This window comes from Streptomyces sp. NPDC001135 (genome assembly GCF_053598395.1).
In genome coordinates, this window is record NZ_JBSFKD010000010.1 from 92,495 (window position 1) to 115,819 (window position 23,325).

The 23,325-nt window shown below is 72.3% G+C and carries 17 protein-coding genes and 1 pseudogene; 6 read left to right on the forward strand and 12 right to left on the reverse strand.

Annotated elements, in window-relative coordinates:
* The gene (locus ACWC94_RS15035) at window positions 1-1,248 is read right to left on the reverse strand and encodes a polyamine ABC transporter substrate-binding protein (RefSeq protein WP_450796970.1); all 1,248 of its coding nucleotides are present in this window, start codon (window positions 1,246-1,248) and stop codon (window positions 1-3) included.
* A gap of 112 nt (window positions 1,249-1,360) precedes the next feature.
* On the reverse strand, window positions 1,361-2,896 hold the full coding sequence (locus ACWC94_RS15040; RefSeq protein ID WP_450796971.1) for a gamma-aminobutyraldehyde dehydrogenase: 1,536 nt from the start codon (window positions 2,894-2,896) through the stop codon (window positions 1,361-1,363).
* Window positions 2,897-3,105: 209 nt separating this feature from the next.
* Here ACWC94_RS15040 and ACWC94_RS15045 point away from each other — a divergent pair, with 209 nt between their 5' ends.
* Complete coding sequence (locus tag ACWC94_RS15045; RefSeq protein WP_450796972.1) at window positions 3,106-3,669, forward strand: NADAR family protein; 564 nt, start codon at window positions 3,106-3,108, stop codon at window positions 3,667-3,669.
* A gap of 68 nt (window positions 3,670-3,737) precedes the next feature.
* On the opposite strand, the gene ACWC94_RS15050 is transcribed toward ACWC94_RS15045, so the two are convergent.
* Both ACWC94_RS15050 and ACWC94_RS15055 read right to left on the reverse strand, forming a co-directional pair.
* Entirely contained in the window at window positions 3,738-4,187 is a 450-nt protein-coding gene (locus ACWC94_RS15050; protein WP_450796973.1) for a DUF4190 domain-containing protein, read from the reverse strand.
* 108 nt (window positions 4,188-4,295) lie between these two features.
* A complete protein-coding gene (locus ACWC94_RS15055) occupies window positions 4,296-5,039 on the reverse strand; it encodes a DUF4190 domain-containing protein (RefSeq protein WP_450796974.1) in 744 nt (247 codons plus the stop codon).
* Window positions 5,040-5,221: 182 nt separating this feature from the next.
* Between ACWC94_RS15055 and ACWC94_RS15060 the strand changes: the two are divergent.
* Window positions 5,222-6,347 (forward strand): annotated as a pseudogene (locus tag ACWC94_RS15060) (adenosine deaminase).
* Between the two features lie 19 nt (window positions 6,348-6,366).
* The gene (locus ACWC94_RS15065; RefSeq protein WP_450796975.1) at window positions 6,367-7,053 is read left to right on the forward strand and encodes a glycerophosphodiester phosphodiesterase; all 687 of its coding nucleotides are present in this window, start codon (window positions 6,367-6,369) and stop codon (window positions 7,051-7,053) included.
* 209 nt (window positions 7,054-7,262) lie between these two features.
* Here ACWC94_RS15065 and ACWC94_RS15070 read toward each other — a convergent pair whose 3' ends face one another.
* Both ACWC94_RS15070 and ACWC94_RS15075 read right to left on the reverse strand, forming a co-directional pair.
* The gene (locus tag ACWC94_RS15070) at window positions 7,263-7,784 is read right to left on the reverse strand and encodes a hypothetical protein (RefSeq protein ID WP_450796976.1); all 522 of its coding nucleotides are present in this window, start codon (window positions 7,782-7,784) and stop codon (window positions 7,263-7,265) included.
* A 57-nt stretch (window positions 7,785-7,841) separates the two neighbouring features.
* A complete protein-coding gene (locus ACWC94_RS15075; RefSeq protein ID WP_450796977.1) occupies window positions 7,842-13,718 on the reverse strand; it encodes a WD40 domain-containing protein in 5,877 nt (1,958 codons plus the stop codon).
* Between the two features lie 101 nt (window positions 13,719-13,819).
* On the opposite strand from ACWC94_RS15075, the gene ACWC94_RS15080 reads away from it, so the two are divergent.
* Together ACWC94_RS15080 and ACWC94_RS15085 are read left to right on the forward strand one after the other, a co-directional pair.
* A complete protein-coding gene (locus ACWC94_RS15080; RefSeq protein ID WP_450796978.1) occupies window positions 13,820-15,103 on the forward strand; it encodes an SLC13 family permease in 1,284 nt (427 codons plus the stop codon).
* A 472-nt stretch (window positions 15,104-15,575) separates the two neighbouring features.
* On the forward strand, window positions 15,576-16,370 hold the full coding sequence (locus tag ACWC94_RS15085) for a hypothetical protein (protein WP_450796979.1): 795 nt from the start codon (window positions 15,576-15,578) through the stop codon (window positions 16,368-16,370).
* A 110-nt stretch (window positions 16,371-16,480) separates the two neighbouring features.
* Here the strand turns inward: ACWC94_RS15085 and ACWC94_RS15090 are convergent, their stop codons facing one another.
* The 4 genes from ACWC94_RS15090 to ACWC94_RS15105 form a co-directional block, all read right to left on the reverse strand.
* Window positions 16,481-17,431 carry an inositol monophosphatase family protein gene (locus ACWC94_RS15090; RefSeq protein ID WP_450796980.1) on the reverse strand — a complete coding sequence of 317 codons (951 nt, stop codon included), beginning with the start codon at window positions 17,429-17,431 and terminating at the stop codon, window positions 16,481-16,483.
* Window positions 17,415-18,071 (reverse strand): hypothetical protein, encoded by a 657-nt coding sequence (locus tag ACWC94_RS15095; RefSeq protein WP_450796981.1) that lies wholly within the window; start codon window positions 18,069-18,071, stop codon window positions 17,415-17,417. The genes ACWC94_RS15090 and ACWC94_RS15095 overlap by 17 nt, the downstream gene beginning before the upstream one ends.
* A 31-nt stretch (window positions 18,072-18,102) precedes the next feature.
* Window positions 18,103-19,053, reverse strand: a complete 951-nt coding sequence (locus ACWC94_RS15100) for a hypothetical protein (protein ID WP_450796982.1) — start codon at window positions 19,051-19,053, stop codon at window positions 18,103-18,105.
* A 159-nt stretch (window positions 19,054-19,212) separates the two neighbouring features.
* The gene (locus ACWC94_RS15105; RefSeq protein ID WP_450796984.1) at window positions 19,213-20,043 is read right to left on the reverse strand and encodes an SDR family oxidoreductase; all 831 of its coding nucleotides are present in this window, start codon (window positions 20,041-20,043) and stop codon (window positions 19,213-19,215) included.
* An 82-nt stretch (window positions 20,044-20,125) separates the two neighbouring features.
* On the opposite strand from ACWC94_RS15105, the gene ACWC94_RS15110 reads away from it, so the two are divergent.
* The gene (locus tag ACWC94_RS15110) at window positions 20,126-21,067 is read left to right on the forward strand and encodes an AraC family transcriptional regulator (RefSeq protein ID WP_450796985.1); all 942 of its coding nucleotides are present in this window, start codon (window positions 20,126-20,128) and stop codon (window positions 21,065-21,067) included.
* Window positions 21,068-21,091: 24 nt separating this feature from the next.
* On the opposite strand, the gene ACWC94_RS15115 is transcribed toward ACWC94_RS15110, so the two are convergent.
* Window positions 21,092-21,847 carry an alpha/beta hydrolase gene (locus ACWC94_RS15115; RefSeq protein WP_450796986.1) on the reverse strand — a complete coding sequence of 252 codons (756 nt, stop codon included), beginning with the start codon at window positions 21,845-21,847 and terminating at the stop codon, window positions 21,092-21,094.
* A 238-nt stretch (window positions 21,848-22,085) separates the two neighbouring features.
* Window positions 22,086-23,279 (reverse strand): ABC transporter substrate-binding protein, encoded by a 1,194-nt coding sequence (locus tag ACWC94_RS15120; RefSeq protein WP_450796987.1) that lies wholly within the window; start codon window positions 23,277-23,279, stop codon window positions 22,086-22,088.
* Window positions 23,280-23,325 lie beyond the last annotated feature (46 nt).

Consider the following 23,325-nt stretch of genomic DNA (forward strand, 5'->3'; position numbering starts at 1 on the left):
TCACGCCCCTGTGAGCTTCGAGAACTTCGTCTGGCAGGCCGTCTCTTCCTTCTGCGTCAGCGCGCGGAAGGCGTGGGACCTCGCCTGCATGGCCTTGTCGGGAATGATCAGCGGGTTGGTCGCCGCCGACTTGTCGATCTTCGCAAGGTAGGGCTGCACGTTCGCGACGGGACTCACGTAGTTGATGTACGCGGCCAGCTCGGCGGCCGGCTCGGGCTCGTAGAAGTAGTCGATGAGCCGTTCGGCGTTCGTCTTGTGGCGTGCCTTGTTGGGGATCAGCATGTTGTCGGTCGACGTCATGTAGCCGGCGTCCGGGATGACGTAGCCGACGTGCGGGTTGTCCGACTGGAGCTGGACGATGTCGCCGCCCCAGGCCACGCACGCGGCGAGGTCGCCCTTGGTGAGGTCCGAGGTGTAGTCGTTGCCGGTGAAGCGGCGGATCTGGCCCCTGTCGACGGACTTCTGCAGGCGGGCGATCACCTTGTCGTAGTCGTCGTCGGTGAACTTCGCCGGGTCGATGCCCATGTCGAGCATGGTCATGCCGACACTGTCGCGCATCTCCGTCAGGAAGCCGACACGGCCCTTGAGCTTCGGGTTGTCGAGCAGGTCGGAGATCGACTTCACCTCGACGCCGTCGAGCGCCTGCTTGTTGAACGCGATGACGGTGGAGATGCCCTGCCAGGGGTACGAGTAGGCGCGGCCCGGGTCCCAGTCGGGGGCACGGAACTGGTCCGACAGGTTGGCGTACGCGTGCGGCAGGTTGGCCGGGTCCAGTTTCTGGACGTACCCGAGGCGGATCATGCGGGCGGCCAGCCAGTCGGTGAGCACGATGAGGTCACGTCCGGTGTCCTGGCCCGCGGCGAGCTGCGGCTGGATCTTCCCGAAGAACTCGTCGTTGTCGTTGATGTCCTCGGTGTACTTGACCTGGATCCCGGTCCGCCGGGCGAACACGTCGAGCGTGGGGTGGCGCTTGCCCTTGTCGTCCACGTCGATGTACTCGGGCCAGTTGGAGAAGTCGACGACCTTCTCCTTGGCCGAGTGGTCGTCGGCGGAGACGCCGCCCTGCGTCTTGGTCGCCGCGGGGATGCCGCAGGCGCTCAGCGCGCCGAGTCCGCCGGCCGCGAGCGCACCGCCCGCGGACGCCCGCAACAGGGACCGGCGGGTCATGGCGGCCCGGCCGTTGCGGAGGCTGCGCCGCATCGCGGCGACTTCGACCGGTGTCAGGCGGTCGGGCTCGTACTGCTCCATGCGCGTGGTGCCCTTTCGGGAGGGAGGGGTGGTCGGCCTGGTCGGGGCCGGGTCTTCACACCCGGCAGCAGCCGGCTGTACGTGGTGCCCGGCTCGCGCCGGGCGGCGGCTGCTACCGGTCCCCGAAGATCGTGCGGTGCCAGTCCTTCCGGGCGACCGCCGTGTTGTCGAACATTACGTGCTTGACCTGGGTGTACTCCTCGAAGGAGTACGCCGACATGTCCTTGCCGAAGCCGGACGCCTTGTAGCCGCCGTGCGGCATCTCACTGATGATCGGGATGTGGTCGTTGATCCACACGCAGCCCGCCTTGATCTCACGGGTGCAGCGGTTGGCGCGGTACACGTTCGTGCTCCACGCGGAGGCGGCCAGGCCGTAGGGGGTGTCGTTGGCCAGCCGGATGCCCTCATCATCAGTGTCGAAGGGCAGGACGACCAGTACGGGGCCGAAGATCTCGGACTGGACGATCTCGCTGTCCTGGGCCGCGTCGGCGACCAGGGTCGGCCGGTAGTAGGCGCCGTTCTCCAGATCGCCCTTCGGTGCCTCTCCGCCGGTTACCACGCGCGCGTAGGCACGCGCCCGGTCCACGAAGGCGGCGACCCGGTCCCGCTGGACGTGCGAGATGAGCGGGCCGAGGTCGGTACCGGCGGCGAACGGGTCCCCGAGCCGCACGGTCTCCATCAGCGCGGCCGTCCGCTCGACGAACGCCTCGTACAGCGGTCGCTGCACGTACGCGCGCGTGGCGGCCGTGCAGTCCTGTCCGGTGTTGATGAGCGCACCGGCGACGGCGCCGTGGACGGCGGCCTCGAGATCGGCGTCGTCGAAGACCACGAAGGGCGCCTTGCCGCCCAGCTCCAGATGGAGGCGCTTGACGGTGGCGGTGGCGACCTCGGCGACGCGCCTGCCGACGGCGGTGGACCCGGTGAAGGAGGTCATGGCGACGTCGGGGTGGCCGACCAGGTGCTCCCCCGCCTCCTTCCCGGTCCCGGTGACGATGTTGATCACACCGTCGGGGAGGCCGGCGTCGGTGGCGGCCTGGGCGAAGAGGAGCGAGGTGAGCGGGGTCAGCTCGGCCGGCTTCAGCACGATGGTGTTGCCGGCGGCGATCGCCGGGAGGATCTTCCAGGCGGCCATCTGCAGCGGGTAGTTCCAGGGCGCGATCGAACCGACCACACCGATCGGCTCGCGCCGGACGTACGACGTGTGGTCGCCCGAGTACTCGCCGGCGGACTGTCCCTGCAGGTGCCGGGCGGCGCCCGCGAAGAAGGCGGTGTTGTCGATCGTGCCCGGTACGTCGAACTCGCGGGTCAGCTTCAGCGGCTTGCCGCACTGCAGCGACTCGGCGCGGGCGAAGTCCTCGGCGCGCTCGGCGAGCACGGCGGCGAACCGGTGCAGGGCGTCGGAGCGCTCGCCCGGGGTGGCCGAGGCCCACCCCGGGAAGGCCTCGCGCGCGGCGGCGACGGCCGCGTCGACGTCGTCGGTGCCGGCCAGCTCGTAGGTGTACACCTCCTCGCCGGTGGCGGGGTCGACCACGGCGTGGGTACGGCCCGAGGTCCCCTTGGTCAGCCGGCCGGCGATGAACTGCGCGCCGTCGGCGAATCGCTCCTCGGCGGGAAATCGTTCCGGGGTGGCGGTGCCCGGGTTGTGCATGTCGCTCTCCTCCGCCGTTCGCCCCGTCCCGGGGGGTGGGTGGCGTAGCTCCAGCTCGATTTGAGTGCCGATCCTGACAGAGGGAGTGGACTCCAACAAGTGATTCCGTTGTTGCCTTTTGGTTACGCGACGGAATCTGTCGACCAGGTGTCGAGTCCGGAGGGAAAAGGGCGGACGGAGTGTCAGTGGTACGTGCCAGACTCGCGTGCATGGGCAAGATCGACGGGGTGGAAGCCCTGATCAAGGAGGTCCGGGCAGGGTCCCGGATCAAGTATCTGCACTTCTGGGGGCACCGGCCGCGGCCGGACGGCAGGATCGGCGCGAGCTGCCTGAGCCAGTGGTGGCCGTCACCGTTCGTGGTGGACGGCGTGGAGTACGCGACGGCCGAGCACTGGATGATGGCAGGCAAGGCGCGGCTGTTCGGCGACGCGGAGGCGGAGCGCCGGGTACTGGCCGCGGAGCACCCCGCCCAGGCCAAGAAGGCGGGGCGGCTGGTCCGGGACTTCGACGAGGCGGTGTGGGAGCGGGAGCGCTTCCGGATCGTGGTCGAGGGCAGTGTCCACAAGTTCGCGTCGGACGACGAGCTGCGCGTGTTCCTGCTGGGCACGGGCGACCGGGTGCTGGTGGAGGCGAGCCCGGTGGACCGTGTATGGGGCATCGGCCTCGCGGCGGACGACGAGGCGGCCATGGATCCGGAGCGGTGGCGGGGGCCGAACCTGCTGGGGTTCGCGCTGATGGAGGCGCGGGAGCGGTTGGCGGGCGCGGGGGCCTGAGCGGCCGGGAGCCAGGGGGCTCGGCTCGCTGCCCAGCCCCCGCGTCGCCTCCCGGTCCGTCGGGACCGTCAGACCGTGCCGGCGCTGAACATGCTGGCGAAGAACAGGAAGACCAACGCCGGCAGGAGCACGGTGGCGATGATCCCCAGGACGAGACCGGCGGTCGCCGCGCCGCGGTTGGTGGCCTCACCACGGTTGGCCTTGCCCCGGCCGACGGCACCGAAGATGATCGCCAGGATGCCCAGGATCATCCCGAGGATCTCCATGGCGATGGTCAGGCTGCAGACCACTCCGATGATGCCCAGCACCAGTCCCGCGGTGCCCATGCCGTTGCTCGGCTGCATCGGCATCGCATAGCCGGGGGCCTGCGGGTAGGCCGCGGGCGGCGCGGCCGGGTAGGACGGCCCCGACTGGGGGTGGCCGTAGCCGGGCCCGGGCTGCTGCGCGTAGCCGTATCCCGGTGCCTGCTGCGGGGCCGGCGCACCGAAACCACCAGGTTCCGGGGTGAAGTTGGACATGAAGCGGGTTCCCCTCCGTTTGACGATCAAGGCATCGTAATGGCCGCACGGACCAGAGGGGGCGGGTTCCCGGCCGACCGGTGCCGCGAGGGCCGCGGCCCGGCGGATTCAGCGGCCGGCGGCCACCGTCACCGAGACGCCGCGTGCGGAGTCGTCGTACGGGTCGGAGTGGGTGCGGCCCTCGTGGATGGCGGCGGTGATGCCGATCGCGAGCAGGACGATCACGACGATGCCGAGCACGATGCCGATGACACCCATGACCAGGCCCGCCTGGGCCTGGCCGTGGTTGGTGGCCTCGCCGAGATCGGCCCGTCGGCGCCCCTTGATGCCGAAGACCACGGCGAGGATGCCCAGCACCACCGAGACCACGCCGTACATGCAGAACAGGCACAGGGAGAGGATGCCGAGCACCATCGCAGCGGTACCCATGCCGTTCTGCGGGGCCATCGGCATACCGGGCCAGCCGTAGCCCGCGGGGTAGCCGGGATAGCCGTAGCCGCCGGCGGCGGGCGGTGCGGGTATGCCGGGGCCCGAGGGCGCGATCGGCGGGGGCGGTACCGCCTCACTGCCCACCGGGGCCGTGCCCGGCCCACCGAATCCGGAGGCGGCGGCCGGTGGTGCGAAGCCGGGAGGCGACGCGGGCGCGGTGAAGCCGGGGGCAGACGCGGGCGCGGTGAAGCCGTCGGTCTGCAGGGAGGTCATCGTCGCCTGGTCGTGCACGGACGGCGGCTGCACGGGCGGCTGGGCCTCCGCCCCGGACGGCTTCTTCTCGAGCGAAGGGCGGTTCTCGGGCGGCGCCCACAGGTTGTAGTCGCCCCCCGGGGCGCCACTCGGCTGTGCTCCGTCACTCACGGGCCTGTCCCCCTCGGTCGTTCGTGCCGCCATGCTACGGCCTCGCCACCGCACCACCGCGGCCCGGTCCCCCGCCGGACGCACACAGGGCACGCGGTGCGCATGCCCGCCGCACCGCCCCTCCGCCGACCGGCCCGCACCCGCCGCCCGCCTACGATGTCGTCCGTACCACCGATCAGCCGATCACCCGCGCCTCGCCCGCACCGGGCCGACGGCGCCCTGTCCGGGGAGGACCCCATGACCGACAGCAGCTCCGTACCCGCCGCCGGCACGGCCGACCGCGACCTGCGGGCCTTCATCGCCGGGCTGCCCAAGGCCGAACTGCACGTCCACCACGTCGGCTCCGCCTCCCCGCGCATCGTCTCGGAACTGGCCGCCCGCCACCCCGACTCCAAGGTGCCCTCGGATCCCGAGGCCCTGGCCGACTTCTTCACGTTCACCGACTTCGCGCACTTCATCGACGTGTACCTGTCGGTCGTGGACCTCATCCGCACCCCGGAGGACGTCCGGCTGCTGACCTACGAGGTGGCCCGCGACCTGGCCCGGCAGCAGGTGCGGTACGCCGAGCTGACCATCACGCCCTTCTCCTCGACCCGGCGCGGCATCGACGAGCTGGCGTTCATGGCGGCGATCGAGGACGCCCGCAAGGCGGCGGAGGCCGAGTTCGGGACCGTGCTGCGGTGGTGCTTCGACATTCCCGGTGAGGCCGGGCTGGAGTCCGCCGAGGAGACGGCACGGCTCGCCACCGACGACCAGATCCGCCCCGAGGGGCTCGTGTCGTTCGGGCTGGGCGGGCCCGAGATCGGCGTACCCCGCCCGCAGTTCAAGCCGTACTTCGACCGGGCCATCGCCGCCGGTCTGCACTCCGTGCCGCACGCCGGCGAGACGACCGGCCCGCAGACGGTGTGGGACGCGCTGAACGAGCTGCGCGCGGAGCGGATCGGGCACGGCACCAGCTCCGCGCAGGACCCGAAGCTGCTCGCGCACCTCGCCGAGCAGCGCGTCCCGCTGGAGGTCTGCCCGACGTCCAACATCGCCACCCGCGCGGTCACCACCCTGGACGAGCACCCGCTCAAGGACTTCGTGCAGGCGGGGGTACTGGTCACGATCAACTCCGACGACCCGCCGATGTTCGGCACCGACCTCAACAACGAGTACGCGGTGGCCGCCCGGCTGCTGGACCTCGACGAGCGGGGCCTCGCCGGGCTCGCCAGGAACGCGGTGGAGGCGTCCTTCCTGGACGCCGAGGGCAAGGCCCGGATCACGGCGGAGATCGACACGTACACCAGCGCCTGGCTCGCCTCCTGACGCCCACCACAATGGGGGCATGCAGACCGTGACCGCCGTGGCCCACCGCGGCGCCCCCTACCGCTTCCGCGAGAACACCGTCGACTCGCTGCGTTCCGCGCTCGACCAGGGCGCGGACGCGGTCGAGATCGACGTACGGCTCACCCGTGACGGCGTCCCCGTGCTGCTGCACGACGAGACGCTCAAGCGGCTGTGGGACGTCGACCGGCCGCTCGGCGCGCTGTCCGCGGAGGAACTGCGCGGGCTCACCGCGGGCGGTGTGCCGACGCTCGCGGAGGCACTGGCCGCGACCGGTGACTGCCGGGTGATGGTGGACCTGTGCGGGCGGCCCGACCGGCGGATGGTGGACCGGGTCATGGACGTGGTCCGGCACAGCGGGGCCCGGGAGCGCGTCTACTACTGCGCGGGCGCCGAGGCGATGCTCGCCGTCCGCGCCGCCGACCCGGCCGCCGAGATCGCCCTGACCTGGACGACCCTCGCCCCGCCCCGGCCCGCGCTGCTCGACGTGGTCCGCCCGCGCTGGCTCAACTACCGTTTCTCGCTGGTGAGCCGGGAGCTGGCGGCCCGCGTGCACCACGACGGGCACCTGCTGTCCGTGTGGACCCCGGACACCCGCCGCTCGATGAGCCGCCTGCTGGACCTGGGCGTCGACTCGATCACCACGAACCGGATCGACGCCCTGCACGCCCTGCGCAACGGCGGCTGAGCCGTGGCGCGCCAGGAGGGTCGACGCGCGCCCTGGGCGGGCCGGGTTCGCGTGCTGTCCGTGGTGGGCGCGGTCCGCCACCGGTTCCTGTCTGCGCGCTGCCGGGCCGGGGGTTGACGGTCTTCGCGGCGGGGGGGGGCGAACCCGGACTCGAATCGTGCCGGAGCCGCAGCTGCGGGAGATGTTCACACGGCCGTCGGGCGCGGCCGTCAAGCAGCAGCCGGAGCGGTGAGCGGCGTGCTGAGCGCCTCCAGGCGCTTGATCCTCGTCCGTACGACGTACAGCGGGACGACTCCGAACACCCCGAAGGACATGTCGATCAGGCTCCACCAGAAGGGGATCCCGCGGATCGGACCGCAGACGAGGGCGAGCGGGATGATGCCGGCGCAGGCGATCATCGCGAACTCGACGACCCAGATGTTGCGGACGGGGTCGCGGTACGGGCCGTAGAAGGCGACGGCGATGACGAGGTGGGCGAAGGCCAGCCAGTCGGTGCCGTAGAGCAGGAACGGGTAGTCGGCGTCGGCGGTGTCGAGTCCGTGGCGCACCCGGGTGATCCAGGCCGTGAGCCCGGGCAGGTGGTCGGGCACGGACAGGGCGCGCAGCGCGCTGTCGGTCCAGCGCAGTTCGTGCACCAGGGGGAAGGCGGTGGCCCCGCTGAGCACGAGGCACACGACGAAGAGGGCCAGCCAGACGCGAATGCCCTTGAGCAGGGCGGCTCTGTCGCTCATGGGGCGAGCGTACGCCTGCATTTGAACGCGTTCAAAACTGGCCCCCGCTCCCAGCGGTCACCCCAGCCGTTCGTCCAGCGGCACCTGCCACACACCCGGCAGATGCCCGTCCAGTTCGCCCGGTTCGAAGCGGCACATGCCCACCGCGTGCCAGAACTCGCCGGTGACGTCTCCCTCGTACTTGTAGCCCCCGGACGGGGCCAGGGCCGCCCAGCCGCCGGGCAGGCCGACCAGGGTGACCCGCAGGGTGACCGGGGTGTCGGCGGGGACGTTCCACAGCCGTACCGTGCCGTCCTCGCCGCCACTGGCCAGCAGGGAGCCGTCGGGGCTGAACGCCACCGCGAGGATCCGGCCGGTGTGGCCCGTCAGAACAGCCGTCTGCTCGCCGGTGTCCGGGTTCCACAGACGGACGGTCCGGTCGTCGCCCGCCGTCGCCAGCAGCGGGCGCGAGGGATGCACGGCCGCGGTCCAGACCTTGCCGGTGTGGCCCGTCAGCCGGTGGTCGCTCTCGCCGTCCTTCCAGATCACCGCCGTACCGTCCCAGGAGGCGCTGGCCAGCCAGGAGCCGTCGGGCGCGAAGGCCACCGCGTACACCCGGTCGGTGTGGCCGTCGAGTTCGGCGGTGATCCGGCGGTCCTCCAGGTCCCAGATCCGCACCTTGCGGTCGTCGCAGCCGGTGGCCAGGACCGCGCCGTCGGAGCGGAAGTCGATCGCGCGGACCCGCCCGTAGTGCTCGCCGATGGTGGCGACATGCGCTCCGGTGGCCCGGTACCACAGCCGTACCGTGTCGTCGTCGTTGGCGGTGGCCAGCAGTTCGCCGTCGGCGCTGAACGCCTCCGCCCACACGTGGTCGGTCTCGACGTCCAGTTCGCGCTGGTACTCGCCGGTGGCCGCGTTCCACAGATAGACGTCCCCGTCGCTGCTCGCGGTGGCCAGCAGCGGGCCCACGGGTCCGAACACCGCGGAGACCAGGCGGTCGCTCTGCCCGGTCAGTTCGCGCAGCCGCCGGCCGGAGGCCGAGTGCCACACGCGTACGACACCGTCGTTGCCGCCGGCCGCCAGCATCGAGCCGTCGGCGTTGAACGACAGGGTGCCGATGCGCCGCCCGTGGCCGCGCAGGATCCGCCGGCCCTGGCCGGTGGCCGGCTCCCACAGCCGTACGACACCGTCGTTGCCGCCGGTCACCAGCAACGCGCCGGGGCCCTGGACGGGTGTGTCGCCGTGCGGGCGGAACTTGCACACCCACACCGAGCCGCGGTGCTCGGCGGGCTGCCGGCCCAGTGGCGCCGCGACCGGCTCCGCCGCCGGATCGATCCGCCACAGCCGGACCACCCCGGCGCTGTCCCCGGCGGCGAGCAGGGTCCCGTCGGGGTCGAACAGCACCTGGTAGACGGCCCCGCGGCAGCCGCCGAGCAGCCCGGCCGAGCATCCCGCCGCCAGGTCCCACAGCCGTACCTCCCCGTTGGTGTCGCCGCTGACCAGCAGGGCGCCGCCGGGGTGGAAGTCCAGGGTGTAGACGCGGCCGGAGTGCCCGGTGAACACATGCCGCGGGGTCCCGGTGGCGAAGTCCCACACGCGCACCGTGCCGCCGTGCCCCTCGTCGCCGCGGTCGGCGGTGGCCAGCAGGGTGCCGTCCGGGCTGAACCGCGCCCGGTACACCACCCCGTGGTGACCGGGCAGCTCACCGGTCTGCCGCCCGGTGGCCAGGTCCCACAGCCGTACGACGGTGGAGGCGTCGCCGGTGACCAGGGTGGCGTCGCCGGGTCCGAACGCGACGGTGTAGACGGGCGCCGCGTGTCCGGGCAGCCGGTGCAGCGGGGCACCGGAGGCGGTGTCCCAGAGGGTGACCACGCCGTCGGCGTCGCCGGTGGCCAGGCGCGAGCCGTCGGCGTTCAGGGCGAGGGGCCACACGCCGTTCGAGTGGATCTCCAGCCGGTGCAGGCAACGGCCGGAGACCGGGTCCCACAGGCGTACGGTGCCGTCGGAGCTGCCGGTGGCCAGGACGCGTTCGCGGAACTTGACGGCGTAGACCCGGCCGGTGTGGCCCTGCAGGGTGCGCAGGGCGATGCCGGTGGCGGCGTCGCAGACCAGGACGCCGCCGTCCTCGCTGCCCACGGCGAGCAGTTCGCCGTCGGGGCTGTAGGAGATGGGCTCGGGCAGCCGGATGCGGGCCTCGTAGCCGTACGGCACCCCGACCGTGGAGGGCCGGAACCCGGAGTCGACGGCCATGCCGGGCGCGATCGCGGCTCCCTGGAGTTCCGGGGTGTCCGCCAGCGGCCCGGTGGTCGCCGAGATCAGCGCCGCCCGCCGCCACCGGCCGCCGTCCACCCGGGCGCCGGTCAGGTCGGTGCCGATCAGCCGGGCCCGCCTGAGGTCGGCGCCGCGCAGGTCGGCGCCGGTCAGGTCCGCGCCGTCCAGCCGGGCGCCGGTCAGCCGGGCGCCGCACAGGACGGCGCCGGAGAGGTTGGCGCCGACCAGCCGGGCGTCGGTGAGGTCGGCGCGGGTGAGGTCGACGCCGGAGAAGTCGCGGTGGGACAGGTCCTCCCCGGCCAGGGCGGCCCCGCGCAGATCGGTGTGCGCGGGCACGCGCAGCCGGCTGAGGATCTTCACGGCGTTGGCGTGGCCGGCGTCCGCCGAGGCGTCCCCGGGGGTGCCGGACAGCTCCCGCTCGGCCCACGCCTGGCAGACCCGGTGGTCGGCGAGGTCGCACAGGAACTCGACTGCCAGCTGGCTGAGTTGGCGCCGGCCCAGCAGGGCGCTGTCGCCGTCGGTGAGCCCGCGGGCGCACTCCCGGGCGACCAGCCACTCCACCACCGAGCCGTGGATGAACCGGAACACACCGTCGTCACTGCGGACCAGCAGGCTGCCGGAGCCGATGGCGTGCGCGGTCTGCGGTACCGACAGCCGGGCGTCCGCGAGCCCGCTCAGGGTCTCGGCGACATCGGTCAGTTCGTCCAGCCGCAGCGAGTCCTGCCCGCTCTCCCACAGCCGCAGGGCGAGCGCGGTGACCGCGTCCCACAGCTGGTCCAGGGAGAGCCCGGGGGCCCGGCCGGGGCTGGCGCTGCCCCGCTGGGCCTCGAAGGTCAGCCAGGCGGTGAGGACCTCCTCGTACAGTCCCGCGGGGCTGAGGGCGCGCCCGGCGCCGGCGACCGCCCGCAGCCGGTCGTCGTCGAGGTCGGCGACGAAGCCGAGCAGCCGGGGGTTGCGGCACAGGGCGAGCAGGTCGGGGATGGCGTCCAGCAGCCGCAGCCGGTGGTCGGCGGCGCGTTCGTCGCCGTCGTAGCGGTTGACCAGGTAGGCGCGGATCTGCTGCGGGCTGAACTCCTGGACGGCCAGGACCCGGCGGTGCGGGAGCAGGCCGACGCGTTCGCCGAGCGCGGTCAGCACCTGGCCCTGGGAGCGGAAGTGCTGGGTGCGGCTGGAGACCACGATCTTGGCGCTGTCCACGGCGGAGTCCAGCAGCACCTGCAGACGCTCGGCGGCGCGGTCGTAGGTGACCTGGTTGACGAGTTCGTCGAAGCCGTCGAAGAGCAGCACGATCCGGCCCTGCTGGAGCATGTACCTGAAGGCCCGCAGGTCGATGTTGTCGACACCGTGGGCGGCGAGGTGCGCGGCGACCAGCCCCTCGAAGGAGTACGCCCGGTCCAGGGCGTGCAGCTCCACCAACAGCGGGACCAGGTGCGGCAGTTCGGCGGGGACGCGGCGGGCCAGCTCGCGCAGCGCGAAGGTCTTGCCGTGCCCGAAGTCGCCGAGCAGCAGCAGGAAGCGCCCCTGGTCGGAGTCGAGCAGCCGCAGCATCTCGTCGACGAGCCCGTCGCGGTCCTCGGCGTCGAGGCGTTCCACCTCGCGGTACCGCTGCGGCAGGTACATGCCCGGCGGATAGCGCGGGTCGGTGCGCAGCCGCTCGCTCTGTGCACCGACGTATCCGCGCAGGTCCAGCAGGCCCTGGAACTCGGTGAAGCTGCGCACCCGGACGCCTCGCCGCCGGGCCGCGTCGCGCAGCTCACGGGCGGGCGGCGGGCCGTCGTGGACGAGTTCGGCCTCGGTCTCGGCGTCGGCGGCGTGCACGAGGGCCACGAACCGGTCGACGTCCTGCGGGGCCGGGGTGCCGGTGTGCACGGCCACGCGCTGCTGCCGGACGAATCCGGACTGGGTCCAGGTGACCAGCAGTTGCGGCAGCGGCCCGTCGACCTGGCGGATCTGGGCGCCCTCGTGGCGGGTGCGGCACACCTCGGCGACCCGGGCGAGCAGTATGTCCAGCGGGGTCGTCAGGGCGCGCGGCTCCGGCTCGGGCTCGGGGAGGCCGTTGCGGCCGGCAGGGGGCACGGGGTCCGTGCGAGGTGTGCCGTCCCCGGACTGCCCGGGCCCGCCGGGGTCCTCGGGGCCGAAGGCGCTGTGGGCCCGGTGCCAACGGACCGGCCGCCGCTGCGGCTCCCGCGGCCCGTCCCAGACGGCCAGTCCCTCCCGGCCGACCCGCAGCAGCTGGTGCCGGCCGGGCCCGGCGGCGCCGATCACCGGCACCTCGCCGGAGGCGGTGGCGAGTCGGGGCAGCGCACCGGCGTCGGCCGGACCGTGCAGCAGCAGGTGCAGCCGGGGAGCGGTCAGCCGGGTCAGCACATCGGTGTCCCGCAGCGGCCCGGCGCCGTCCAGGGCGGCCGTACCCGGCGCACCGGCCCGGCGGACACCGGGGGCGGCGGGCCGTGCGGCACCCGGCGAGTGCCGTACGACGCCGATCCTCAGCCACCCCTCGGTCTCATGGGGCCGCAGGGCCTGCGCGAACCAGGCGGCCTGCTCCCGCCCGATCAGCCCGTACTGGTCGTCACGCCGGTGGCTGTAGGCCATGGACGAGTTCAGCCCCGCGACCACGGTCTGCAGCTCCGGCACGGGAAAGAGGGTCCACGGCTGATCACTGTCGAAGACGACGTCCAGCCCCTGGTACAGCTCCTGGAACAGCCGGGCGAAGTGCCGCCACTTGGGCCAGTACGGCGGCCGGGGCGGCATCTCGTCCGCCTCGCAGGTGCTGAAGTAGGCCTGGCAGGCCGCCTGGTTGACGTCCTGGCCGCCCGGGACGAGGGCGACCCGGTGCGGTTCGAGCCCGAGCAGCGCCCGCATCCCGGTGAGGAACGCGAGGGCCTGTTCGAACTCGCGCCGGCTTCCGGAGGCGGTCAGGTCGCCGGTGACCACCAGCAGGTCCGGGGAGGGGGCCCCGGCATCCGCCAGCTCGACCAGGTCGCCCCAGATCGCCGCCTGCAACTCGGCCGGGTCCTGCCCCCGGCCGAAGGCGGGCCCGGCCAGCTGGAGCACGGTGACCGCCTCCCGCTCGCCGGCCACCGCGGACACGCGCGGATACGACGGCGGCGCGGCGGGCCTGCGCCGCCCCGCCCACCCGGGTCCGCCGAGCGGCCGTCCGGGCCCCGGGGCGGCCGGGGCGGCCGGTACGGGCCGGCCGTTCGCCCCCGGGTATCCGGGCGGCAGGCTGGGCCTGGCCCGCCCGTCGAGGGCCTGCCGGACCCGGGCGAGCAGCAGTTCCCGCGCCGCCCCCGCGTCGGCGACCGGCACCAGGTCCACGTAGGTGATGGTGGCCAGCAGCCCCTCCACCGGAATGTCCTCGACCCGCACGGTGATCAGCCGCCGCTCCGGTGCGTCCGGATCCGCCCGCAGCGCGGCCTGCCACTCCATCCGCCCGTACCGGGACCGCTCGTAGTTCCGCGACAGTACGGCGATGACGGCGGCGGACTCGCTCACCCCCCGGTCCATGAAGTCCACGAAGTTCGTGCCCGGCACGAAGTCCCAGGCCTGCAGGACCGTGCGGTATCCGGCCTCCTCCAGGGTCCAGGCGATCCAGGACGCCCAGCGTTCGTCGGCGGGCGAGTAACTGATGAAGAAGTCCAATGGCCCGGTGCTGTCCCCCGGGGTGTTCTGACGAGCCACCATGTATTGATGATGCCGTGAAAAGAGAGGTTGATACCGGTCGTTTCCAGGCGTTCGACGACGCCCTGGTCACAGCGACGTACAAACGTGCGACCCTTCCAACCGTGCGTGCCTTATTGCAGCGTCTGCATGTCCTCGACCGGGTGGCGATCGGTCTGCTGGCGACCGGACTGCTGTGCGTGGCCACGGGATGGCTGCCGACGGGTGCCGCGTCCGACGCGATGACACGCATCGCGCCGCTCCTCGCGTTCCTGGGCACGGTCATCGTGCTGGCCGAACTGACCAGCCGGGCCGAGGTGTTCGACGTGGTGGCGGCGAGGGTGGCGCGGGCCGGGCGGGGCAGCTACGCGTTGCTGTTCCTGCTGTGCGTGCTGTTCGCCGCGGTCACGACCATCGCCCTGAACCTGGACACGACGGCTGTCCTGCTGACCCCGGTGATGCTGGCGCTCGCCTCCCGGGTGGGCATCGCCCCGGTGCCGCTGGCGATGACCACGGTGTGGCTCGCCAACACGGCGAGCCTGCTGCTGCCGGTGTCCAACCTGACGAACCTGCTGGCCGCCAACCGGGTGGCGCTGTCCCCGCTGGGCCTGGCGGGACGGATGTGGGCCCCGCAACTCGCCGCGCTGGCGGTGACGATGGCTTGTTTGTGGCTGTTCTTCTGGCGCCGGGGGCGGCGTGGGGGGCCGGTGGGGGACACATCCGGTCTGATGGCGGCCGTGCCGGTGTCGGGGCCGGGTGCCGCGCGTGCGGCCGATGTGCGCGGGGATGCCGCCGACCGCTATGTGCCGCCGGCCGTGCACCGCCCCGCCGACCGGGTGCTGTTCCGCGCCTGCGCGCTGGCCTGCGCCGGCTTCCTGCTCGCCATCCTGGTCGCCGACGTACCGCTGTGGACGGCCTCCGCGACGGCCGCGCTCGTCGCCGTGGCGGCGTTCGGGCTGCGGCAGCGGTCCGCACTCCGGCTGTCGCTCGTCCCCTGGCGGCTGCTGGTGATGGTGCCCGGCATGTTCCTGGTGGTCGAGACGTTCGACGCGCACGGGCTGCACCACCTGCTGGCCTCGGCGGTCGGCACCGACGGCGGCACGCTCGGCCTGTTCCGGGCGGCGGCGGTCGGCGGCGGCCTGTCCAACGCCCTCAACAACCTGCCGGTCTACCTGGCCGGGGAAGCGGCCGTTCCGGTGGGCAACCACGACCAGCTGCTGGCCCTGCTGGCCGGCACGAACGCCGGACCGGTGATCGCCCCGTGGGCGTCCCTGGCCACGCTGCTGTGGTACGAGCGCTGCCATGCGTACGGGGTGCGGGTGCCGGTCCGCCGGCTGACGGGGACCGGCGCGGTACTGGCCGCGTGCGCGGTGACCGCGTCGGTGGGGGCGCTGGCGTTGACCCGCTGAGCGCTGGAGACGTAGCGGAACCCAGAATTCCCATTCTGTTTCCCGGCGGCGGACCCCCGGAAATGGAGGCGACCCGCACCGGCCGGGGGAAAACTGGTTTACATGCTCATGCCAGCCATTGCGTCCCGCCATTAAATTGCGGCGCATGTCTAAACCAAGGGTACGCTTACCGATCGGAATCCGGCCAAGATCCGGGCGCTGACCTGGGCCGTCGCTGGCGCGTGAATATGCCTGACCAAAAAGCGCAGTACATCTAAATCGAGGCCGATCGTCGGACGGACACAAGAGACGGGCTCCATAATTGGAGCCTTTCTCTTAAAGATGTATGACGCCCTACCAATCGTTAACGGAAGGCGTAATTGTGGGTTCGCTCACAAACGATCGGAAGTGAATTCTCAAACCTTCGGAAAGCTGATAGCCGTGGGACACCCGCCGCACGACTCCGCCCCTTGGCGGACCGAAGGGACAGCACATGGACCTCGACGTCCTCGGAAGTATCGAGTCCGGGATCATCCACGCGATGGCAGCCGACGGATGGGCCGCCCTGCGCACGCGCATCGCCCGCTCCATGGCCGGCACCACCGCCGAGCGCGACGAGATCGCGGACACACTCGACGGCCCCCGCGCGGCCGTCCTGCGCGGAGACGAGGGCACCGCGCGACTCCAGCTCCGCCAGCTCCTCCAGGCCTACGCCGCCAGCCACCCTGACGCGGAAGCCACCTTCCAGTCCCTGCTCACCTCCCTGTCGAGGCCCACCATGACCGACAACAGCGTCAACACCGGCAACGTGACCAACTCCAACATCGCCGGAAGCGGCGGACGCATCGCCACGAACGGCGGCATCGCCGGCGACGGCAACACGATCGCCGGCCGGGACGTCCGCCAGGACAACAGCGTCCGCAACAAGACCACCCACAAGGGCGCCGGCTCGGCGGTGTTCGTCGTCGCCGGACTGGTCGTGCTCGTGCTCATCATCCTGTTCGTCAACCACGCCAAGGCCCAGCAGGCCGACGGCTCCGACGGCGGCTCCCCCACCACGACCCAGAGCACCCACGACCCGCTCGCCGGTGTCACGGTCAAGACGTGCGGCGAGTGGCTCCGTCTGCCGCAGAGCGAGGGTGACCAGGTCGCCCGCGACATCGCCCTCCGCCTGGGCAACCGCGAGGCCGCCCGGGACCCGTTCCTCGTGCAGAACGTGCAGTACGACTGTGACGGCATCGAGAACAGGCGTCTCGCCGACGTCCTCGCGCCGGGCAAGATCAGCTGACCCCCAGCCGCCCAGTCCCGAGGGCCCGCCCGGCAACGACCGGTGCGGGCCCTTCCCCGTGCCCCGGCGGCGGGGCCGGCAGGAGCGCGCGGAGGTCGGGCGGGTCGAGGTCATCGAGGACGGTGACCGGACCCGGGGGCCGGCGATGACGTACCGGCCGCCGAAGGACGCGTCGTCGCCGGACCTGTCGGGGCGGCTTTCGCCGGGTGAATGTGCTCGGTGCCGGCAGAGCCGGAGCCGACGAGGTCGAGGAGGTCCGGCAGCAGCTCCGGGCGCCCCGCGACGAACGAGCGCCCGGTGTCGGGACCGCCGAAGCCGCCGGAGAACTCCCCGCCGTCGAGGTGGCGCAGGGTGATGCCTGCCTCGCGGGCGAGCAGCGCACCGGCGGGCAGGTCGATCGCCTCCGCGCGGTAGCCGACGAAGCCGTCGATGTCGCCGCGTGCCAGCATCGCCCAGGCCACCAGGGGTGCCCAGAGCTGGAGCAGGCGCCGGGAGCGGAGTTCGAGGGTGTGCCGCAGGGCGCAGGCCACGGGGTCGTCGCGGGAGACGCCGTGGCCCTGGGTCCAGGCCAGCAGGGGCCCGGCGGCCGGGTGCGGGCGGTGCCGCGCGGCCACGGCGAGCCGCCCCTGTGGACCCCGCGCCCCGCCACCCCGCAGGGCGGACCAGGTACGGCCGGTCATCGGATCGTGGACGACCCCCACGACGGGGTGGTCGTCCACGCACAGCGCGATGCCGACGACGTAGACCGCCAGCCCGATGACCACGTTGTTGCTGCCGTCGAGGGGATCGACGAGCCAGGTGCGGCCGCCGCCGTCGCCGGCGAGTTCGCCCGACTCCTCGGCCAGGATGCGGTCGTGCGGGAAGCGGGCGCGGATCCGGCCGACCACGAGCCGCTCGGCGGCCACGTCCAAGTCCGTGACGACGTCGCCGAGTCGGCCCTTGGGGCGGGCGGCGGCGAAGCCGTCGGGGAAACGGGACCGCAGCAACGCCCCGGCCTCCTCGGCGGCGGTCACGGCCGTGCGGTGCTCGGTGCGGTAGCCGGGGTCAGGGTTCGGGCTCATGGATCCTCCTGAGGGCGGCCCGAGCGATCCGGGCGGTCTGGGTCGCGTCGCACGTGCTGCGGACCATGCGGTGCCCCGGCGCGGACAGCGGGCCCAGCGAGAGGTCCACCCGGCCGGGCAGGGTCCGCCCCAGCACCAGGGTGGCGGTGGGACGGTCGTCCGGCACCACGGTGGTGTGGAATTCACCCGCCGAAAGGGCGTAGGTCTGGCCGGGCGTGCTGGTGTGTTCGGCGCCGGGGCGACAGCGCACCAGCCGCTCGGTGGGCCGCAGTTCGTCGACGCCCGAGGGATCGCTGAACACCTCGAAGACCCGGTGGGTGGCCGCGCCGGGGTCCTCCTCGATGTGCACGCGCCGGTTGCCGAGCCGGCCGTACAGCACGGTGCTGGTCAGGTCCCAGCTGTGGCAGTGCACTTGGGGGGCGGTCCGGTCGGGCACCGCCTCCGGTGTGCGGAAGACGTGGACGCAGACGCCGTCGCCGCCGTCGCGCAGCACGGGGAAGCAGACGAACCCCAGCGGGTGGCGCACCGCGCGCAGGTCGCGGCGGCCCGAGGCGATCCGGTCCAGTTCCGCCACGGCGTGCCGTGTCAGCTCGGCGGCGGCATACCGCCGGGCGGCCCGTTCCAGGGCCGGGTAGTCCATGTTCCTTCCCCCCTTGGCCGGAACACGACGCTCACCTGCGGTACGGGTTCTCCGCGCGCAGCGCCTTGTCGATGATGTCGCCGACGTCACGATCGGTGAAGCTCGACGGAAGTGGCAGGCCGAGCCGGTCGAGCAGGCGTCTGACCTCGTCGACGGTCGGCTCGTCCGCGAGCGGGACGGCCTCGCGCAGATCGAGCTTGACCGCCTGTTCGCGGCTCTGGTGCAGCTCGGTGACGTAGTAGTCGTAGAGCGGCCGGTCCCGTTCCACGGACAGGCTGACCCGGCTCGGGTCGTCCTGGGTGATGATCAGGCAGGTGTCCGAGAGGTCGAAGCGCAGGGCCGGTGCCACCGAGGAGAGGTGGACGTCGATCTCCAGGGTGTCCAGCCGCTGCCGGTGCCAACTGGCGGCGACGACGGTGGCGTACGCCTCCTTGCGGGTGCGCTCGACGGTCCACTCCCCGAAGCCGCCGCCGAAGGTGCTCCGGAAACGGGCATACGCGGTGCACACCTGGTCGTCGGCGGGATTGATGATGTCGATCTTCATGCTGAGCGAGCGCCGCTGACGCTGTGCCTCCAGCACGCACTCGGGCAGCGTGACGGCGCGCAGATAGGTGCCGGTGCCGCCCTTGAAGACCCAGCGGGTGGTGGCGCGCCGGGCCCGCTCGTGCGCGAGGGCGACCTCGGCGCCGGACAGCGTGCGCACCATCGCCAGGTCCTCGATGGCCCGGCCGGTCCCGGCGGTCGCGGCCCGGATGTCGGCCAGCCGCCGACGGCGCTCGGTGAGCCCGCCGTACACCAGCGCCGCGAGCACCAGCAGGGTGGCGCCCGAGACGATGTTGCTGTCCATGTTCTGGTTCAGGACGTCCATGAGTCCGACGACCAGGGCGACGCCGATGGCGACGATCCCGTCCGCGTTCCGGACCGCCCACGCGATCCCGTCCTCCAGCCGGCGCCCGGCACCCTGCGGCGTACTGCGCGTCACGTCCACCCTCCCCCGACGGTGGCTTCCATCGTAGGAGCAAGGGGAGCCGGACAACCATGCGTCAATCGGCCGTACCGGGCGAACGGACCGGCCGGGCCGGCCTCCGCGGCCTCGGCCCGGCGTGGGCGTCTCGACGTGGGTGTGGCCGGTAACGGAGGGTCAGGTCCAGTGGCCCGCGGCGGCGGCCTCGGTCACGAAGTCCTCGAAGGAGCGGGGCGGTCGGCCGAGGGCCCGCTCCACACCGTCGCTGAGCGCGGCACCCGAACCCCGGCCGACGGCCGCCAGGATGCCGGCGAGAAGCCGCGCGACGTCGGGTGAGGCGCCGGCCGCGACCTGGCGCTGGACGAAGGTGTCCGGATCGACGTCGACGTGTCGGACCGTACGCCCGGTCGCCTTGGCGATGAGGTGCGTGGCTTCACCGAAGCCGATCGCCCGTGGACCGGTCAGCTCGTAGGTCCGGCCGCTGTGACGGTCCTCCGTCAGCGCGGATGCGGCGACCTCGGCGATGTCCTGGGCGTCGATGAAGGGCGTACGCCCGTCACCCGTGGGCAGAGCCAGGGTTCCGGCGAGGATCCCGGGCAGCCAGGGTCCCTCGCTGAAGTTCTGCGAGAACCAGTTCGGGCGCAGGACGGCCCAGTCGACGCCGGAGCCGCGCACGGCCTGCTCGGCGGCGTACAGGGGGTGGTCCTTCTCACCGGCGCGCGGGGCGGACAGCAGCACCAGCCGCCGCACGCCCGCGGTCACCGCCTCGGTCACGAACCGGGGGAGGCGCGCCTGGTGGTCCGTGCTCATCCGCAGGTCGGGCTCCACGAGGTAGGCGGCGGTGACCCCGTCGAGCGCGGGCCCCCAGGTCGTCGGGTCGTCCAGGTCGAAGGGGACGTCACCGCTGGTGCGGGACGCCGTGCGGACGGGCCGTCCGGCGGCCTTCAGGTGCCGGACGATGCGGCTGCCGGTCTTGCCGGTGCCGCCGAGGACGAGGATGTTCTTCATGCCGCCCAGACAACTCCAAGGGCCCGTGGACGTTCCATGGGAGAACGTCGAAACCACCTTGGTGATCGTCTAACGTGGCGCTGTGGATGTCCTGAGCGATCTGCTGCACCGGGCCCGTGCCAGGAACGCGTCGGTCCGGCAGCTGGTCCGGCGTCCTCCGTGGGCGCTGACCTTCGCCGGCACCCCACCGCTCACGGTCGTGACCACGCTCGCCGGCCACGCCTGCGTCCGGTTCGACGAGGCGGGCGCCGCGCCCGTACACCTCGGTGCGGGTGACATCGCCCTGGTCACCGGCCCCGGCCGCCACACGATCGCCGACGCCCCCCGCACCCCGCCTCAGGTCGTGATCGACGGGGGGAACAAACACGTCGTGGACGGTCACCACCACGCGCCGGACACGGTCCGGAGCCTGGGCCCGCGTACCTACGGCGACGGTCTGCCCGGGGCCACGATCATGCTCCGGGGCGCCTACGAACTCCGCGGCGACGTGGGCGACCGCCTGCTGGGCATGCTCCCACCGGTGGCGGTCGTGCCCTCCGGGCCCGCGACCCGGGCGGCACTCGATCTCCTCGCCGCCGAGGTCTCCCGCGACGAACCGGGGCAGGACACCGTCCTCGACCGGGCGCTGGACCTCGTGCTCGTGCTGGCGTTGCGTACCTGGTGCGCCGGACCGGCGGGAGCGCCCGCCTGGTACCGGGCGCTGGCCGATCCCGCGATCGGCCAGGCCCTGCGCCTGCTGCATGAGGATCCCGGCCGTCGCTGGACGGTCGCCGGGCTGGCCGCCCGGGCCGGCATGTCCCGCGCCTCGTTCGCCGCCCGCTTCACCGCACTGGTCGGTGAACCCCCGATCACCTACCTCACCGGCTGGCGGATGACCTTGGGGGCGGACCTGCTCCGCAACACCGAGGCGACCGTCGCTGCCGTGGCCCACGAGGTGGGATACGACGATCCCTTCGCTTTCAGTGTGGCGTTCAAGCGCGCCCGGGGCATGAGCCCCTCGACCTGGCGCCGCCAGGCCCCTTGACCGCCGCGACGCACGTCAGGCGGGTCAGGTGGTTGCCCGGCCGAGGTGGCGGGCGAAGAACCGGACCGCGCTGTCGGCCTCGAACCGGGGAAGTTCCTTGTGCCTCCCCGAGTTGGCGTGCAGCGTCTTCTCCTTCGAGGCGAAGGCGTCGAACAGTGCGAGGCCGGCCTCGCGCGGGATGTGCTCGTCGTCCCACTGCAGGTCGAACTCGACCGGGATGGTGATCTGCTTCGCCTTCTCGGCCAGGACGTCGGGCCAGTGCTGACCGAAGACCGCGGCCGTGATCCTGGGTTCGATCGCCACGAACGGTATGCCGATCGCGGTGCCCATGTTGATGCCCCAGTAGCCGACCGGCCCGTCGGCGCCGATCTCCGGGAGTTCCTGGAGGGCGTCCAGGGTCGCCTGGTACTCGGGCACGGCGAGCTCTGCCAGGTGGGCGTTGTAGCGGACGACGATCGGGCCTTCCGGCTCGCCCGCCGCCCTCGCCCGGAACAGGTCGGCGATTTCTTCCTCGTCGTGCGCGGTGCGCGGCCGGTCGCCGTGGCCGGGCGCGTCGATGACGGCGACGTGGAAGCCGCAGCCGGTCACCAGGAGGCGGGCCCGGCCGGCCATCGCCGGGTGTTTCTTGTGGTTGCCGCCGCCGTGGCCCATCAGGACCAGGGGCGCGTGATCGGCGCCGGAAGCCGGCGACCAGAGAACTCCGGGGACGTCGCCCACGGTGAAGTCGCGCTCGACGACACCGTTCGCCGACGACTCGGCGGTGAACTTCAGAGAGTGCATGGGGTGTTGCCTTTCGGGAGAACCTTGTGGTCGAGGCGCTCTCCCGGCGACACCTACGTCAGCCGCCGGCCGTGACGGGAAGGGGGAGCACCCACGTCGATACAGCGTTCATGGGTCTCACCTCCTCGGGCGGTGTCACGGTCGACGGAAAACTAGCAGCCCGATGATCACCCCTTCAACCCTTTTCCCCGCCCGTGGTCACGACTTCGGCGGACCGGTCCCGGTCCTCGGGCGCGGCCTAGAGACCCACGATCGTGTTCCACCGCTTCGCGAACTCCAGCCGTTCCGTGGAGGTGATGTCGCGGGCGACGGCGAGGCGGGACCGCATGCCGGAGTCGGGGAAGATCAGGGGGTTGTCGGCGAGGGCGGCGGTGTCCTCGTCCTTCGATGCCGCCAGGATCTCCTTGGCGGCCGGGACCGGGCAGACGTAGTTGACCCAGGTGGCCAGCTTCGCGGCGACGGCAGGGTCGTAGTAGTAGTCGACCAGGCGTTCCGCGTTGGCCTTGTGGCGGGCCCGGTTGGGGATCATCAGGGAGTCCGACCACAGCTCGGCACCCTCCTCGGGTACGACGAAGCGGATGTCGGGGTTGTCCGCCTGGAGCTGGATGACGTCGCCGGAGTACGCCTGGCAGGCCAGCACATCCCCACTGACCAGGTCCTTGGTGTAGTCGTTGCCGGTGAAGCGGCGTATCTGGCCGCGGTGGACCTCCCGTTCCACCTGGTCGCAGACGCGGTGGAAGTCGTCCGCCGTCCACGCGGTGATGTCCACGCCGTTGCCCTGCATCAGCAGCGCGAAGGACTCGTCCAGGCCGGACAGGAGCGTCACCCGGCCCTTCAGATCGCTCGCCCAGAGGTCCTTGACGTGCCGGATCTCGCGGCCCAGCTTCCTGTGGTTGTAGGCGATACCGGTGATGCCCGACTGCCACGGCACCGTGAACCGGCGTCCCTTGTCGAAGGCGGGTGAACGCAGGAGCGGGTCAAGGTACTTGGCCACGTTCGGCTGACGGGCGCGGTTCATCTCCTGGACCCAGCCCAGCCGGACGAACCGGGCGCACATCCAGTCGCTGATGACGATCAGGTCGCGGCCGGTGGACTGGTGGTTCATCAGCGCGGGACTGATCTTGCCGAAGAACTCGTCGTTGTCGTTGATCTCCTCGACGTAGTCCACCCGGATCCCGGTGCGCTTCCCGAACGCCTCCAGCGTGGGCCGCCGGTTCGGGTTGTCGTCGTCGGTGTCGATGTACAGCGGCCAGTTCGCCCAGGTCAGCTTCTTGTCGGCCGCGGACTCGTCGGCGACGGCCCGGTCGCCGGGCGCGACATAGGCGGCGGGCACCCCGCAGCCGGCGAGGGCACCGAGCGCGGCGGTGCCGCCGAGGGCGCGCAGGAGGGAACGGCGGGACGGCACGGTCGTACGGGGGGAAGTCTGGGGCACCTCGGAAGGATGCCGTCCCACGCGGTGGGCGGGCAATCGACGCTGC

What these genes read in the sequence shown, in the direction of transcription:
- ACWC94_RS15035 (WP_450796970.1), bottom strand. Translation starts at nt 1,248, where the DNA reads ATGGAGCAGTACGAGCCCGACCGCCTGACACCGGTCGAAGTCGCCGCG.
- ACWC94_RS15085 (WP_450796979.1), top strand. Translation starts at nt 15,576, where the DNA reads ATGGACCTCGACGTCCTCGGAAGTATCGAGTCCGGGATCATCCACGCG.
- ACWC94_RS15095 (WP_450796981.1), bottom strand. Translation starts at nt 18,071, where the DNA reads ATGGACTACCCGGCCCTGGAACGGGCCGCCCGGCGGTATGCCGCCGCC.
- ACWC94_RS15070 (WP_450796976.1), bottom strand. Translation starts at nt 7,784, where the DNA reads ATGAGCGACAGAGCCGCCCTGCTCAAGGGCATTCGCGTCTGGCTGGCC.
- ACWC94_RS15115 (WP_450796986.1), bottom strand. Translation starts at nt 21,847, where the DNA reads ATGCACTCTCTGAAGTTCACCGCCGAGTCGTCGGCGAACGGTGTCGTC.
- ACWC94_RS15045 (WP_450796972.1), top strand. Translation starts at nt 3,106, where the DNA reads ATGGGCAAGATCGACGGGGTGGAAGCCCTGATCAAGGAGGTCCGGGCA.
- ACWC94_RS15050 (WP_450796973.1), bottom strand. Translation starts at nt 4,187, where the DNA reads ATGTCCAACTTCACCCCGGAACCTGGTGGTTTCGGTGCGCCGGCCCCG.
- ACWC94_RS15075 (WP_450796977.1), bottom strand. Translation starts at nt 13,718, where the DNA reads ATGGTGGCTCGTCAGAACACCCCGGGGGACAGCACCGGGCCATTGGAC.
- ACWC94_RS15105 (WP_450796984.1), bottom strand. Translation starts at nt 20,043, where the DNA reads ATGAAGAACATCCTCGTCCTCGGCGGCACCGGCAAGACCGGCAGCCGC.
- ACWC94_RS15090 (WP_450796980.1), bottom strand. Translation starts at nt 17,431, where the DNA reads ATGAGCCCGAACCCTGACCCCGGCTACCGCACCGAGCACCGCACGGCC.
- ACWC94_RS15065 (WP_450796975.1), top strand. Translation starts at nt 6,367, where the DNA reads ATGCAGACCGTGACCGCCGTGGCCCACCGCGGCGCCCCCTACCGCTTC.
- ACWC94_RS15040 (WP_450796971.1), bottom strand. Translation starts at nt 2,896, where the DNA reads ATGCACAACCCGGGCACCGCCACCCCGGAACGATTTCCCGCCGAGGAG.